At 63.2% G+C, this 14252-nt stretch carries 11 protein-coding genes; 4 read left to right on the top strand and 7 right to left on the bottom strand.

Annotation, left to right across the window (positions count from 1 at the left end):
- Positions 1 to 22 precede the first annotated feature (22 nt).
- From ABI546_RS05260 to ABI546_RS05250, 3 genes are all read right to left on the bottom strand, one after another.
- Complete coding sequence (locus tag ABI546_RS05260) at positions 23 to 1462, bottom strand: DUF3999 domain-containing protein (RefSeq protein ID WP_348044804.1); 1440 nt, start codon at positions 1460 to 1462, stop codon at positions 23 to 25.
- Positions 1459 to 4449, bottom strand: a complete 2991-nt coding sequence (locus ABI546_RS05255) for a DUF2339 domain-containing protein (protein ID WP_348044802.1) — start codon at positions 4447 to 4449, stop codon at positions 1459 to 1461. Before ABI546_RS05255 ends, ABI546_RS05260 begins: the two co-directional genes overlap by 4 nt.
- A 218-nt stretch (positions 4450 to 4667) precedes the next feature.
- Positions 4668 to 5540 carry a LysR family transcriptional regulator gene (locus ABI546_RS05250; RefSeq protein ID WP_348044800.1) on the bottom strand — a complete coding sequence of 291 codons (873 nt, stop codon included), beginning with the start codon at positions 5538 to 5540 and terminating at the stop codon, positions 4668 to 4670.
- Positions 5541 to 5707: 167 nt separating this feature from the next.
- On the opposite strand from ABI546_RS05250, the gene ABI546_RS05245 reads away from it, so the two are divergent.
- The gene (locus ABI546_RS05245; RefSeq protein WP_348044798.1) at positions 5708 to 6667 is read left to right on the top strand and encodes a DMT family transporter; all 960 of its coding nucleotides are present in this window, start codon (positions 5708 to 5710) and stop codon (positions 6665 to 6667) included.
- Between the two features lie 183 nt (positions 6668 to 6850).
- Here ABI546_RS05245 and ABI546_RS05240 read toward each other — a convergent pair whose 3' ends face one another.
- The gene (locus ABI546_RS05240; RefSeq protein WP_348044796.1) at positions 6851 to 7105 is read right to left on the bottom strand and encodes an acyl-CoA-binding protein; all 255 of its coding nucleotides are present in this window, start codon (positions 7103 to 7105) and stop codon (positions 6851 to 6853) included.
- Positions 7106 to 7248: 143 nt separating this feature from the next.
- On the opposite strand from ABI546_RS05240, the gene ABI546_RS05235 reads away from it, so the two are divergent.
- Positions 7249 to 8781 carry a wax ester/triacylglycerol synthase family O-acyltransferase gene (locus ABI546_RS05235; RefSeq protein ID WP_348044794.1) on the top strand — a complete coding sequence of 511 codons (1533 nt, stop codon included), beginning with the start codon at positions 7249 to 7251 and terminating at the stop codon, positions 8779 to 8781.
- A 215-nt stretch (positions 8782 to 8996) separates the two neighbouring features.
- Here the strand turns inward: ABI546_RS05235 and ABI546_RS05230 are convergent, their stop codons facing one another.
- Complete coding sequence (locus ABI546_RS05230; protein ID WP_348044792.1) at positions 8997 to 9767, bottom strand: type III pantothenate kinase; 771 nt, start codon at positions 9765 to 9767, stop codon at positions 8997 to 8999.
- Between the two features lie 78 nt (positions 9768 to 9845).
- Complete coding sequence (locus ABI546_RS05225) at positions 9846 to 10514, bottom strand: helix-turn-helix transcriptional regulator (protein ID WP_348044790.1); 669 nt, start codon at positions 10512 to 10514, stop codon at positions 9846 to 9848.
- A 132-nt stretch (positions 10515 to 10646) separates the two neighbouring features.
- On the opposite strand from ABI546_RS05225, the gene ABI546_RS05220 reads away from it, so the two are divergent.
- Together ABI546_RS05220 and ABI546_RS05215 are read left to right on the top strand one after the other, a co-directional pair.
- The gene (locus tag ABI546_RS05220) at positions 10647 to 11906 is read left to right on the top strand and encodes a HAMP domain-containing sensor histidine kinase (RefSeq protein WP_348044788.1); all 1260 of its coding nucleotides are present in this window, start codon (positions 10647 to 10649) and stop codon (positions 11904 to 11906) included.
- 49 nt (positions 11907 to 11955) lie between these two features.
- Positions 11956 to 12942 carry a response regulator gene (locus tag ABI546_RS05215; protein WP_348044786.1) on the top strand — a complete coding sequence of 329 codons (987 nt, stop codon included), beginning with the start codon at positions 11956 to 11958 and terminating at the stop codon, positions 12940 to 12942.
- A gap of 7 nt (positions 12943 to 12949) precedes the next feature.
- Here the strand turns inward: ABI546_RS05215 and cqsA are convergent, their stop codons facing one another.
- On the bottom strand, positions 12950 to 14200 hold the full coding sequence (cqsA, locus tag ABI546_RS05210; RefSeq protein WP_348044784.1) for an alpha-hydroxyketone-type quorum-sensing autoinducer synthase: 1251 nt from the start codon (positions 14198 to 14200) through the stop codon (positions 12950 to 12952).
- Positions 14201 to 14252: the final 52 nt, after the last annotated feature.

Genomic DNA, 14252 nt, shown 5'->3' with positions numbered 1-14252 from the left:
AACAATAGCAACTCTCAACGAACTATTGACCCTGCCCTGGCGCCTGCCGGGTCTGCTTGAGTAGCACCCAGGCCATCAGCCCCAGCGCCAGCGCCCCCGCCAACAGGATGGCCCACAGCACCAGGCTGCGCGTCGGTATGCCCTGAGTGGGGGATTGCGCCGCGACCAAAGGGCCGGCCGCGCTGCTACCGCCCGTGACGTCCACCTTCGACACGTCGACACTGGCTAATGGCAAGGTGTTTTCCTGTGACGCCTTGTAGTCAGGGATCAGGCTGGCCATGGGCAAAAAGGCACCGGTAGCCCCGGCGGAACTGGCCAAGCCTGCCGCCAGCGTGAAAGGGCCCTGCCCGCTGGCAAGAAAAACCAGCTGCGCGGGTTCAAACTGCAGAACGATTTCCGGCGCAGCGGCAAAGCCCGGCGTTTTAAGGTCGGCTTCAATTTTGATCTCACGCACCGACGCGCCCTGCAACTCGACCGGACCGCTGGCCTGCTCTTTGCCTGCGGCGGTCATCCGGTACACCACGGCGCTGGCCAGCAGGGCCCAAGGCTGGTTGCGGTCATTGCGGCCCAGCACGCGTATGGGCACCAGCACATTGCTGCCCTGCGGGGTGATTTTCAGCGCGGCGACGGGCGTGGCAAACGGCAGCGCAAACGTCAACTCATGCGGATGGGTCAGCGCCGGCGCGGCCATGGTGGCGCTGACACGCTGGCGCGTGGCAGTGCTGCGGGACGTCACCAGCGTGGCGCCGCGCAAAGCCACGGTGGCATCACCCCAGGTGATGCGCAGGTAGTGGTCCTTCAGCTCGACCATAGCAAGCTCCAGGCTGTTGTTGCCCAAACTGGCAACCGGCGCGGACGCATCGGCGCGATAGAGCACCGTGTCGGCCAGCGAGCGCCAGTTTTTCAGGTCGCGGCTGGCTTGCACGTTAAAGCTGACGGGCTGTCCCACTGGCAGGTCGGCGTCCAGCGTGAGGCGCGCTGCAGGCGCGGTAATAGCGCGTGCGTCAAGCAGCGCACCCAGCACTTTTTGTGCCGACGCGGGGGTTGCGCCGCCCCCTGTGTTGAGCTGCACCACGCGCCGGCCCTGGCGCTCTTCAATGCGCAGCGACAACCCTTCCAGGCCTGCCGCGCTGGCCGCGCCCACAATGGGATAAGCCGCCAGCTTGACCTGTTGCTCCTGGGTCGCCGTTTCTGCGGCCACATTCGCCAGCGCCATGGGCATGGGCTGACCCGCCGCATTGAAGAGGCGCAGGTCGGCGTAACCGGCGTTTTGCAGCCGCACCAGTGCTTCAGCGGGCAACACCAGCCGCTGCAGTGGCGCATCGGGCGCCAATGTCACGGGTATGCGCACGGCATACGAAGCAGCCTTGCCGGGATCGGGAGCGTCGGCGGCCAGCGCCAACGAGGGAGCTGCCAGTGAGGCGTACAGGGCGAGCGTGAAGAGCCTGGTATTGATTTTCATGATTGGGCTTCTTGGAGGTTGCCCGCATCCATGGGCGGGGCATCTTGCGTAGCGGCCAGCGCCTTGGGCGGCAGTGGCGCAAAGTAGCCCACCACCAGCATCAGCACGCCGACCACAATGAAGGCGATGATGCGCTCTGCACCGCCGGCGTTCGACAGGTCAATCAACAGCAGCTTGACGACCACCAGACCCAGCAGGCCAGCGCCCGTCAACCACAACGGCCGCTGCACGCGGCGATGCGCCAGCACCATCAAGGTCAATGCCAGCAAGGTCCACAGAATGGCGTAACCGGTTTGCACCACGAAGCTGTCGAACAGCGCATCGGCATCCCAACGCACCCCGAAGAAGTGATGCGCCACACGCAGCCACACGGTGTTGACGGCAACAAACACCAGCAGGGCCAGCGCCACCAGTGCATTGCGGCCGGTGACCCAGCGCGCGTTACCCGGGGGCGGCGCGGCTGTTACCAGCACGCGGCGCCAAAACACCAGCGCCCCCAGCGCAAGCGCCAGCGTCAGGTCGGTCGGGTTGAGCAACGGGATGTAGGGCAGCGGCGCCGTGTGGCCGGACGATACGACCGCAGCAGCCAGCGCGCCCCAGAACACCAGCAGCGCCAACGGCAGCGCTGCATACCAGTAGTAGGCCTGTGCATGCGAGTTGAGCGGCCACGCGAAGCCTGATCGCGATGCCTGCCGGTTGGCCCGGCCTGCCCACACCGCCAGCACCATCAGTACCGCAATGGCGCTGACCAGCAGCACCACACCGGCCCACGACGTGCGCCACAGCTCGGCCTTGCCGATGCCCGACCACAGGCAATCGGCCAGCAGGAAGGTGACCAGCCACGCGCTTGCCGCGTGCAGGAAGCCATAGGGCGATTGAGCGATAGCGGCTGAAGCGGGTTGCGCCAACGCCTGGCGATCAGTCTGCCGCAGCATCCAGTAGTGCAGCACCAGCACCACCGGCCACACTGCCCAGGCCGGCGTGGCCAGCACGCGATAGCCTTCGCCGGCCTGTGCCACATAACCCAGCGCCAGCACACCCACGGCGATGCGCGCGGGCCAGGTCGCCACGGCCCACTGCTTCTTCAGGCCCAGCAGCATCGACAAGGCTGCGCTGGCCACGACAGCCAACATCATCAGCAACCCGCTGGTGCGGTCGGTGAAAACATGCTGCGGGAAGGCGTCTGCCTCCAGCGCCGGTACACGGCGGCCGATTTCAAGCAGCCACGCCAGGCACCAGAAGAAAAAGCCGTAGAGGTAAACAGGAATGCTGAGCTGCGACTCCACGCCGGCGTAACCTTTGGCCCAGGACGATTCGCTGTGCGGCAGCGGCTTGCGCAACCACCAGGCCAGCTGCAGCGCCGGCAGGGCGATCAGCAGCGCGCCGATGAAGGCCGCGTTGCCGAAAGGAATGGCGGAGATGTGACTGCCCAGGCCGCCCACATCGTCCAGCCCACCCAGAAAGGCCATGGCGGCCACACCCTGCAGCAGCAGGCCAAAAGCGCGCGGCATCCAGCGCGCCTGGCGCATGCCGACCCAGAAGGCGCCAGCGCCCTCCAATGCCCACACGGCGGAAGTCCATTTCGCGTCGAGCGCCAGTGGCACCGCCAGCGTGGCAAACCCCACGCCGACGGCGATAAAACATTCGATGAGCAGGCGGTAAATGGCAAGCGCGCGGCGCGCCAGCACCATCGCCGTCACCAGGTACAGCGCGGCAAAGCCCAGCGCCGAAAACGCCGTGCCCAGTTCCATGCCGCGCACCAGCCCGGCCTGCAAGCCGAAGCCCGCCAGCGGTGTGCCGAACACCAGCATGGTGTCGACCGCATTGCCGAGCTTGGTGGGGGTGTTGCGCGCGTAAAGGATGGCGGTAAACAGATAAATCAGCACGAAGATGATCAGGAAGGGTTGCGCGCTGGCGTATTGCTCGGGCACGTACTTCAGCACTCCCCACGCGGTGGCCACACCGAACGTAGCGATAAAACCCACCACGTTAAGGATGCGCCACGAACGCTTGTAAGCAATGAACAGGATCGCCAGGTTGAGCAGCGTGTAGTAGCTGAAGAGGCCCACATGGCTGCCCTGCCCCGTCGACAGCAGCAAGGGCACAGCAAAGCCGCCGGCAAACGCAGCCACCGCCAGCGCGCGGGAGTTTTGCAGCAGCGCCAGTGCGCAGCTCAGGCCGCACACGATGATCATCAGCGCGAAGGCCGGCAGCGGATCCAGCAGGCCATAGAGGCGAAACGCCGCAAACACCGTGAGGTACATCACCGCCACGCCGGCACCCTGCAGCGCGAGCGCGAAGCCGGGTTTATCGGTGCGCTTGCGAAAGCCCACGGCCAGCAGCGCAATCGCCGCGGCCGCAATCGCCGCCAGGCGAAATTCAACCGGGAAGAGCCCTGCCGATGCGGCATAACGCGCCAGGAACGACAGGCCGATGAACAGAATCACCAACCCGACCCGCACGATGGTATTGCCGCCCAGAAACCAGTTTTTGCCGGCAATCAAAGCCAGCTCGATGGCGTTGGGCTCGGCCGGCTTGAACGCAGGCCGGGTGACGGGTGCAGCTTGCCTCTGTGGCAGGCCATTGGAGGCCAGGTCTTCTTGCGGGGGTACCTCTTCGTTGCTGGCGGCGCTCATCGCCCGGGCAGACGCGGGCGCCATGGCTTTCGGCAAGGCCGCAGGCGCGCGTTGCGCGGGCAGCGGCGCCATCGGCAAAGGGTGGGTGGTTTCAAACTCTTTGAACCCACCGTCATCCTCGGTGATCTGAACAGGTTCGCTGCGCGCGGCAGGTTGCGACGGGGAGGCCGGTGCCGGCTTGGCCTGCGTCAAATGCTTTTTGCGCGACGCTTCGACTTCAGCGCGCACAGCCCAGCGCAAGGAAAGGCCGGCAAACAAACCGAGAAAGCCCCCAAGAAAAACACCGGCATCGCCGTAGCCTGGCCAGAACCAGCCCAACACGGCACCCCACACAATGCTCCAGATGATCATGATCGAGCCCCTCCCCTTCTGTTGTTAATGCCGCGAGTGCTGACGCAGCCTTGCGGAATGCGCTGATGGTACTTGATGGCGCGTTTTGCAAACGCTCGCGGCGCGGTGCGCAGGCCGGCTTGCCGCGAAGGCGTCTTTGTCAGGATAGATTTATATGAAAAATGCCTGTAGGCCAATAATAACGGGCGCAAGCAGCTATTAAATTAGTAGCGCGCACTTCAACGCGTCTTGACCCCATCGCGAGCGGTATCCCAGAAGGCGCGTGCCAGCGGTGACAGCTTCGCCACATCCAGGCAGGCCAGCCCAACCGTGCGCGGCTGCCTGGGCAACAAAGGCCGGTAGACCACGCCTTTGGGTGCATCGGGCAGTGCCAGCCGCGCGGCTACCGACACAGCCAGCCCTTGCTGCACAAATTGCAGAATGGAAATGATCTGCGTGAAGTGGTACAGCACCGTCGGCAAAGCCAGGTTCTTTTGCAGGATGGGCACGATCACCGGGCCGCACCCGGCTTCCGTCAACACAAAGTCCAGCCCTGTCAGGGCGTCGACAGGCACAGCCTTGAGTTTGGCCAGCGGGTGCTTTGCCGGCAGGATGGCGACAAACTCATCCTGAACCAGCGGTAGCACCTCGAAGCGTTCATCAGGCACCACGACAAAACCAAGTTCCACCCGTTTCTGCAGCAGCCAGTCGTCCACCACCTCGTCGCTCTCTTCCTCAATGCGCACCTGAGCGCCCGGGTGACGCTTTTTAAAAGCCGCAAGCAAGGGCGGCAACAGGTTGACCGTGGACGTAGGCCCAAATGACCCGATCCGCAGCGTGCCGGTTTTCAATTCGCGGGCATCGCCCAGCTCCTGCGTCATAGTGGCCGCAAGCGCGGTCATCTCGCGGGCGCGCAGCAACAGGCGCTCACCGGCGTCCGTCATCGTCACGCCGGAGGCATCGCGCTGCGCGAGCTTGACACCAAACCTCGTTTCAAGCGCGCGCAACGCGTGGCTGACAGCCGACTGCGTGGTGCCCAGGCGCATGGCCGCGCGCGAAAAGCTGCGGCATTCGTCCAGTGTGATCAAGACTTCAAGTTGGGCAAGGGTCATGGTGAAATCAAAAAGCCGCTAAACCGATGGTGGTCGCCGATGATGTCCGAGGAAAGTTGATGATGAGCAAATACTCATTTGATGGTGAGCTTTGCAACCGTTAATCTCATGCATAAATCTAACCGATACCGGCCCGGTATTGGCCCTTTTCTCAACTTTTCATCCGCATGACCGCCACAGCCACGCCTTCGACCACAAGCTCTTCGCCAGGCATTGCCTCCAGCACTCTGCCCATCGGAAAAAACCTGATGGGCCTCTATCTGAGGCTGACCTGTGTCCCATTTTTGTGGGGCGGCACCTTCATTGCCGGCCGCGTCATCTCAGCCCACCTGCCGCCCGCCACTGCCGGTTTCATACGCTTTGTGTTTGCCACGCTTGCCCTGCTGGTGGCGCTGCATTTCACCGAAGGGTTACGCGCCATCACCGGCTTGTCGCGCCGCCAGCTGCTGGGCACGATGGCGCTGGGCGCCACCGGCATCTTTACCTACAACCTGCTTTTTTTCACCGCGCTTTCCGTGCTGCCGGCGGGCCGCACCTCGCTCATCATTGCGCTCAATCCGGTGGTCACCCTGATGCTGGCTGCGGCGTTTCTGGGCGACCGGTTGTCACCCACGCGCTGGCTGGGTGTCGCCCTCGCATTGCTGGGCGTGTGGATTGTTGTCACGCGCGGTGACCTGTCGCAAATCGCGCAATCGCTGGGCAAAGGCGAGCTGTCAATGTTTGGCGCGGTCTGCGCCTGGGCGGTGTACACCCTGCTGGGCCGCAAACTGCTGCAAGGCCTGTCGCCGGTGCTGGCCACGCTATGGGCGGCGATCTGGGGGACGCTGTTTCTGGGCCTGCTGGCCCTGCGCGACATACCGGCCGTACATGCCGAGTCGTTCACCCCGGAAGTGTGGGCCGGCCTCGTATTTCTCGGCGTGCTCGGTACGGCTGTGGCCTTTGTCTGGTACTACGAAGGCCTGCGCCAGCTGGGCGCGGCACGTACCGTGGTGTTCAACAACCTGGTGCCAGTTTTTGGGGTGCTGCTGGGCTGGCTGATTTTGGGCGAGCCTCTCAGTGTCAGCCTGCTGGCGGGTGGCGCGCTGGCTATCTTTGGGGTGTTTATGGTGAATCGGGTGAAGGGGTAGTTTTTATTTCTTTCCTGTTCAGCTGAGGGTTCGAAGCATCTTTTTGTTGTTCCGACGCTCGGGATTCTGCTGAGACCTTTCGGCCGGGGGATTGCCCGGTCAACCACTTAAGTAGCCAGCCTCCAGAGCAAACAACGCTTCAACCCGCTCAGCCAGACGCGGCATGCCGCGAATCTTGGGGAATCAGCTCAGATCAGCAATCAGGTTGATGTACTGCTGCATCGCATCGTCCTGCGACGTGCCCTTCAGGTTGTTCCAGGCGTCCCACTTGGCTCGCGCCACCATGTCGCCGAAACCGGGCTTCTTGTCGGCGTTGTCGCCACTGCTGCCTTGCTTGTAGAGCGCATAAATTTTCAGCAGCGTCACGTTGTCGGGGCGCTCGCTAAGGTTTTTCGAATCGGCCATGGCTTTGTCGAAGGCGGCTTTCAGGTCTGACATGAAGAATCTCCGTTTTTAGAAGTGGGTCACCAATGAGGTGCTTGGGGTAACTGCCCGGTATCTTAGCCACCCTCTTCCCTGCAAAATAGGGAAGTTACCCCATCCGGGGTGAGTGCGCATCAGTTTTGCATTCGGGAGTGCTCATGGTTACACGCGTTACCGCCCAGGCCGCCGGCCGCAAGGTGGCAAAAAACGTCCAGAAGAACGTCAAGCGGGCCGTCTCGGGAACCCTGGGTCTGTCGGGTGAACGCATGAGCAAGGTCGACACGGCCTGGCTGCGCATGGACAACGACGCCAACCTCATGATGATCGTGGGCGTCTGGCAACTGGCGCCAGGCGTCAAGCACGCGGCGGTGCGTGAGCGCATCGAGAACAGCCTGCTCCAGTACGACCGCTTCAAGCAACGTGTGATGGAAGACGCCGCCGGCGCGACCTGGGTGATGGACCGCAATTTTGATGTGGCCAACCACGTGGTCGCCGAGAAATTGCCCAAGTCGGCCAATCAGGAGCCAGCGCTGCAGGACCGCGTGGCCGTGCTGGCCACCCAGCGTCTGGACCCAAAGCGTCCCCTGTGGCAGATCCACCTGATCGAGGACTACACCGGGCCTGATGGCGTGAAGGGCAGCGCCATGATCGTGCGAATTCACCACTGCATTGCCGACGGCATTGCACTGATCTCCGTCACCATGTCGCTGGTCGATGGGGGCGCGCCGCCGCCGGAGCGACGCAAAAAAGCCGCGGCCGCTGCCGGCACGGAAGACTGGATTGCCGACACCCTGCTCAAGCCATTCACCGACATCACCGTCAAGGCCTTAGGGGCGGTGGGCGAAGGCGCCGCCCGATCGCTGGGCATGCTGGGCGACCCCAAAAAAGGTATGGAAGAGGGCATGCACAGCTCAATGGACATGGCCAAGGTGCTGATGCAGGTGCTCAAGGATGGTGCTGCGCTGGCCCTGATGCCAGATGACTCCAAGACCCGGCTCAAGGGCAAGCCCGGCGGCGCCAAGAAGGTCGCCTGGTGCCAGCCGATTCCGCTGGACGAGGTCAAGGCGGTGGGCAAGGCACTCAACTGCTCGATCAATGACGTGCTACTGAGCTGCGTGGCCGGCGCGTTGGGTGAGTACCTGAAATCATTCGGCGACGACGTGGCGGGCCAGGAAATCCGGGCGATGGTGCCGGTGAACCTGCGGCCGATGGACCAGGCGCACAAGCTGGGCAACCGTTTCGGCCTGGTGCCGCTGGTGCTGCCCATCGGCGTAGAGAACCCGATCGAGCGCGTGTACGAGGTGCGCCGCCGCATGGCAGCGCTCAAGGGCAGCTACCAGCCGCTGCTGGCCTTCAGCCTGCTCGCGGTTGCGGGCCTTTTGATCAAGCCAGCGCAGGACGTGATGCTCAACCTCTTCGCCAAAAAGACCACGGCGGTCATGACCAACGTGCCGGGGCCGCGCGAAAAGCTCAAATTCTGCGGCTCCACGCTGGAGCAAAGCATGTTCTGGGTGCCGCAATCGGGCGACGTCGGCTTGGGCGTGTCCATCCTGAGCTACGGCGGCGGCGTGCAATTCGGTGTGATCACCGACAGCACCCTGTGCCCCGAGCCGCAGCGCATCATCGACGAGTTCGTGCCGGAGTTCGCCAAACTCTCTATCGTCACGCTAATGCTGCCCTGGGGTGAATGAGCGGTTCACCTGCAACGTCAGAATTTTAAGCACTTTAGGCCTCTAACCCAGGCAGTGACCTGTCTTGCAGCTATCAATTAGATAGCAATCATGCGAGGGACGCGCGGTCCTCTTCCGGCAAGGGTGCCGTGGAACTGGCTTTGCCAGGCCGCAGGCGCCGCCCCTGGAAGGGGGAAGGCGCTACACGAAGTGAGCGTCGACGGGGTGAACTAGCTTCAGGCGGCAAAGCGGCTTGAAGCAATCGCCAGCAGGCCGTCGAAGATCAGGCTGTCCACCAGCTCAAACTTCACCGACATGCTGGGCGCCATCTTCCAGCCGGCGCCGCCGGTCATGATGCATTCGGGCGTTTCGCCGCAATGGCGGGTAACGTTCTCCACCATGCGGTGTATTGCACCGGCGATGGCGAAGGTGCCGCCGCTGGTCAGCGCGTCGCTGGTGTTCGTAGGGAAGTCGCGCACCTCGCCGGTGGGCACGTGCAGGCCGGCCGTGCCGGACTCGAGCGCGCGCAGCATGATGCCGTGACCCGGCAGGATGAAGCCGCCCAGAAACTTTCCGCTGGCATCGACCGCCTCAACCGTCACGGCGGTGCCCACCATCACCACCACGCAGGGCTTTTTGTTCAGGCCACTCGCCAGCAACCGGTGGCGCGCACCGATCATGGCCACCCAGCGGTCCGCGCCCAGCCGTGCCGGGTGGTCGTAGCCGTTGGTCACGCCGGCCTCCTGGGGGCTGGAAACCACCCAGTGCGGCGTCACGTCCCAGAGTTCCATCTGCTCGGCCACGCGCCGCTTGATGGCGTCGCCCGCCACGATGCAACCCAGAATGCGTGAAGGCGCCTGCACGCCCCCCCACTCTTCTTCCGAGAGCTTGTCGATGTTTTCCAGAAACACCGCCCCCTGCGCCAGCAACTTGGCTCCGGGCACAGGCGAGTCGTACTGGGCCCATTTCAGGCGGGTGTTACCCACATCAAGCGCTAGAAAGGTCATTTGGCGAATTATGAACAGGTTTGAAGTGCGCCCGCGGGGCCCGGCCTACACGTTTTCCAGTAGTCGGCAAAGCGGTGTTCAGATCAGTCCAAACCAGCAGGCGCGCTGGATGGCGGCTAGTTTGTTGTCGACCTTGAGCTTGGTCATGGCATTGGAGAGGTGAAAGTTCACTGTACGTTCGCTGCAGAGCAGGCGCTCGCCGGTTTCGCGGGCCGTCATGCCCTGGAAGGCCAGGCTTAGGCACTCGAGTTCGCGCGGGCTGAGCGGGCTGCGAGCCTCCGCCAGCGCGCGTTTGAGCAGCGGCCAGATATTCAGAGCCGACCAGGCCAGCAGCGCCGCCTCGCTGCGGTCATGCCACTGCCGCGGGCTGAAAAGGTAGCACTCAAAAGCACGCCCCACCGTCAGCGGGAAAGCAATACGCACCACGCTTTGATAACCATGAGCCAGCCACAGACGGCGCCAGCGGCTCAGGCTTTCGAAAGCCGATTTTGAAATATCCTGCCAGGCCACCAGCGGTGCGTCGGAGTCGCGCCATGGCGCGCCGAAGTCGCGGCTTTCGGCCAGCGCTTCCGCGGCATCCAGCAGGCGCGGCGGATGAATGGCCAGCACCAAGCGGTCTTCCTGCCCGCCAAAAGGGTCCGGGCCCAGCACCATGAGTGCCTCGACCGAAAACTCGCGAAGGGCGCATAGCCAGTCGCTGATCACGCCGTCCAGGCTCACGCTGTCAAAGTTGGCAGGTAGCAGCATTAGCTTGACGAAGGAAGAACCGGGACAATACAGTCACATGTCAAATGCATCATCAGTCAGATTCCCGGTTGTGCTGGAGAAGTTCTTAAAGTGAGGAGCGCCCGCTTCCACGCGTGGCTTGCGCATCGTCCCATGCTCCTGTGGCTGCGCGAGGAGCTGATCCTTGCCCCTCTGGAGCCCATTTTGCATCCATCGCCCCGGCGCCTGTGGTGGCTGGGTCTTTCTTTTTTCTCGGGCAACGCTCTTTTTGCCTGGATCTGGTCGGTCTGGCTGCCGCAGCCGTATGAAAACCTGCCGCTGCGTGTGGTGGCCAGCGTGCTGGGCTACAGCCTGATGACCAAACGCGTCAACCACGACCCGGGAAGCCGCCTGACACAAAGGGTGTTCGGCCTGGTGTTCTGGCTGGAGCTGCCGGTGCTTTTCAGCTGGATGTACCTGTGCAACAGCAGCAACACCGTGTGGCTGGCCACCCTCGCGGCCATGGTGTTGATCTACTACCACGTGACTGACTGGCGCCTGGCCACGCTGGGCACCATCACCGGAGGCGCACTGGCCTGGGTCGTGTTCCTGTACGCCGGACCGTCGGTTCCCACACTGCCGCAAGACCAATGGACGGTGCATGCCGTAGTGATTGCGTTCGCCTGGTCGATTGCGCTGGTGCTGAATCTTTCTTCGGCCAACCTGCGGCGCGAGCAGCTCTCCAGTACCCTGACCACCATCGGCATCATGGCGCACGAGCTGCGCACGCCGCTGTCGACGGCGGCCCTGTTGGGCGACGCCATTCAGCTCGAAGTGCAACGCCAGCCCGACAACCCGCGCGCAGCACAGCTGGACAAGCTGGGTCAGCGACTGCATGCGCTGGTCCGGAACATGAACCATCAAATTGATACGCAAATTGCAAACGCCAAACTGCTGCAGCTGCCGCGGCATACCGAGCAGGTCGCGGCAGGGCAACTGGTTCAGGACGTGGTGGCCGCCTATCCCTACCAGTCGAGCCGGCAGAGGGAGTGCGTGCGCGTGGTGATTCATGACGACTTCACCTTCCGCTCATCAGCGACGCAGTTTTCGCAGGTGCTGGACAACCTCATCAAAAATGCCATGCATTCGCTGATGGCCGCCGACTCGAAATACCCGCCAGGTGCGCTGCGCGTTGAAGTGGGCCGGGCACACGCACGCGGCCGCATCATGGTGGCCGACCAGGGCATGGGAATCGACCCTGCTTTGCTGCCGCAGATATTCAAGCCGTTTTTCTCGAGCAACCGGGGCACCGGCCACGGGCTGGGCCTGGCCTTCTGCCAGCAAGTGGTACAAAGTGCAGGTGGCAGCATCCATGTGAAATCCGAATTTGCCGTGGGCGCCGCTTTTACCATTGAGCTGCCAATTGCGGCCTGATAGCCTTGCGCATCACTGCTTCTGATAAACCTCCGCTAGACTGACAAACATGTCCTTTGCACTCTATCGCCGTCCTGGAGGCGTAGTTTTCCTGGATGACGACCCGGACTACCTCGAAATGCTGGCAGAAGTCATGCCGCCCGACTGGTACGTGCGCCTGTTTCTGCGTCCGGTGGCGTGCATCGACCTGCTGCTGCAGGAACCCGCACGCTGGGAGGCTGACGCCTGGCGCCAACAGGAAATCATCAACCGGTGGCGCGATGGCGTAGCCCTGATTCCGCAGGTGCTGCAGTACTGGCGCGAGGACGGGGCCGCACGTTTTGCGCTGACCCAGGTGTGCGTGGTGGATTACTCCATGCCGGCCATGAGCGGCCTGCGGGTGCTGAGCGAGTTGACCGGCTGGTCCGGTTCGCGCGTGCTGCTGACCGGCCGCGCCGACGAACAGCTTGCCGTCTCGGCTTTCAACCGCGGGCTCATCGAACAGTTCATCCCCAAGCAGTCCCCGGAAATCCGGCTGCGCCTGACCGACGCGATCCAGGCCTTGCTGCGCCAGCCTGAGGCGCGGCATCAGCAAACCTGGCGGGCGACGCTGTCCCGCACGCAGCACGCGCTGCTGTGTGAGCCCCCCATTGCCCAAGAACTGGAAAACCTGGCGTTGCGCCAGGGCTGGATCGAGCACGTGGTCATAGGCGCGCCTTTCGGCGTGCTGGCACTGGGCCGTAAAGGCGGCGTCAGCTGGCTGCAACTGGAGCCGGCTGAAAACCTGCCCGAACTGGCAGAAATGGCGACATCGCAAGGCTGGGATGCCGTGACCGTGCAGGACGTGGCGGCAGGCCGAAAACTTATCGACCTTGAGCTGCAGCTTGCGCTGGGCGCGGGCCACAAACCCCAGCCGCGCCAGGCTTTCGCCATAGCCTCCGGCTCGGCGGTTCTGCATGCCGCGCTTTTTGCCGTCGGCGAACCTTTCAGCCCGGGCTTCATGAGCAGCCACGAACGCTTTATTGCCACCTCGGGCGAAAGACACTTGCAGGATTGACACCGGCTCAGGCTTCCTGACCGGCGCGTGCGCGACGAGCAATCGGCCAGTCCCAGGGTTTCACGATAGGCGCAATCTCCCGCGCGACCGCCTCGACATGGTCCAGCTCCGAATCCATCAAGCCGGCATTCAGCGTGAGACGCATCATGGCGCGCTTGCTGCTGGTGGCGGGTGCGCAGAACATGGACGAGAACACGTTGCGTTCTTCCAGCCGGTCACGCAGCACCATGGTGTCGCACTCCAGCCCCACTTCCAGCGCAATGATCTGCTGGCTGCCCTGATGGATGGGATAGCCCAGCTCGCTCAGCGTTGACCGCAACCGGCGGGTGTGGGCGTGAAGGCGCCTGCGCGCATCGTCGCTGTTGCGGATCACTTCAAGCGTGGCGGCAAGACCGGCAATCTCATGGGGCAGCAGGCTTGAGCTGAAGATATTGGGAAAGCTGGAGCAGAGGATGTAATAGCGCATGTGGGCCGGCGCGGTGAAAAACCCGGCCCGCCCCGCGAAGGTTTTTGCCAGGCTGGCGGTGATGAAGTGGACGCGGCTGGTGAGGCCCAGCTCCGCGCAAAGCCCCGCGCCCTCGGGGCCGTGCGTGCCCAGGGAGTGCGACTCATCCACCAGCATCATGCAGCCGTGCTGCTCGGCCACATCGACAATCTCGGCCAGCGGGCAAATGGCGCCTGTGGTGCTGTAAACCGAATCCACCACCACGATGCCGGGCCCGTTTTTGGCAATCATCCGGGCCAGGTGCACGGGGTCGTTGTGACGAAACGCGAAAGCCGGTGCACGCGCCGCATGGGCGCCTTCCCACAACGATGCATGGGCCAGGGTATCGAGGTACACAGGTGTCTGTGCGTCGGCGATGGCTTGCAGCAAACCGACATTGGCCGCATAGCCCGACTGGCAAATGAAGCCGTCGTCCTTGCCGACCCAGGATGCCAGCGCCAGCTCCAGCGCATGCGTAGGGTGCTGATTGAGGTGGAACACGCCCGACTGCACGACAAACTCCTGCTCCTTGCGCAAGGCCTCGACCTGTGCATGGACGATGTGCGGATGACCCGTCACGCTGAGGTAGTCATTGCCATCGAGCCGGATGGCGTTGGAGTCCGGCGTCCTGCCATGAAGCATGAACTTTCCGCCCCACTGCTGGTTCCAGCGCGGTGTGAAATCACGAGAGATACGTTGGCACAACTGGGCCCCCAGGGTGGGGTTCGGAAAATGCGTTGTGTCAGGGGAAAGTTTGCGTTCGAGTACTTGCATGGGGAGCTCCGTTAAAAGGGGAGCCCCATTGAAAACCTTCACACAAATAGAT

The sequence above is a fragment of the Polaromonas sp. genome (genome assembly GCF_039932935.1).
Lineage (GTDB): Bacteria > Pseudomonadota > Gammaproteobacteria > Burkholderiales > Burkholderiaceae_C > Polaromonas.
Note: the sequence above shows the minus strand (reverse complement) of the source record. Positions and strands in the feature narration are given on the sequence as shown.

Coding starts and splice junctions, on each gene's coding strand:
- ABI546_RS05260 (WP_348044804.1), bottom strand. CDS start 1,462: ATGAAAATCAATACCAGGCTCTTCACGCTCGCCCTGTACGCCTCACTG.
- ABI546_RS05255 (WP_348044802.1), bottom strand. CDS start 4,449: ATGATCATCTGGAGCATTGTGTGGGGTGCCGTGTTGGGCTGGTTCTGG.
- ABI546_RS05250 (WP_348044800.1), bottom strand. CDS start 5,540: ATGACCCTTGCCCAACTTGAAGTCTTGATCACACTGGACGAATGCCGC.
- ABI546_RS05245 (WP_348044798.1), top strand. CDS start 5,708: ATGACCGCCACAGCCACGCCTTCGACCACAAGCTCTTCGCCAGGCATT.
- ABI546_RS05240 (WP_348044796.1), bottom strand. CDS start 7,105: ATGTCAGACCTGAAAGCCGCCTTCGACAAAGCCATGGCCGATTCGAAA.
- ABI546_RS05235 (WP_348044794.1), top strand. CDS start 7,249: ATGGTTACACGCGTTACCGCCCAGGCCGCCGGCCGCAAGGTGGCAAAA.
- ABI546_RS05230 (WP_348044792.1), bottom strand. CDS start 9,767: ATGACCTTTCTAGCGCTTGATGTGGGTAACACCCGCCTGAAATGGGCC.
- ABI546_RS05225 (WP_348044790.1), bottom strand. CDS start 10,514: ATGCTGCTACCTGCCAACTTTGACAGCGTGAGCCTGGACGGCGTGATC.
- ABI546_RS05220 (WP_348044788.1), top strand. CDS start 10,647: ATGCTCCTGTGGCTGCGCGAGGAGCTGATCCTTGCCCCTCTGGAGCCC.
- ABI546_RS05215 (WP_348044786.1), top strand. CDS start 11,956: ATGTCCTTTGCACTCTATCGCCGTCCTGGAGGCGTAGTTTTCCTGGAT.
- cqsA (WP_348044784.1), bottom strand. CDS start 14,200: ATGCAAGTACTCGAACGCAAACTTTCCCCTGACACAACGCATTTTCCG.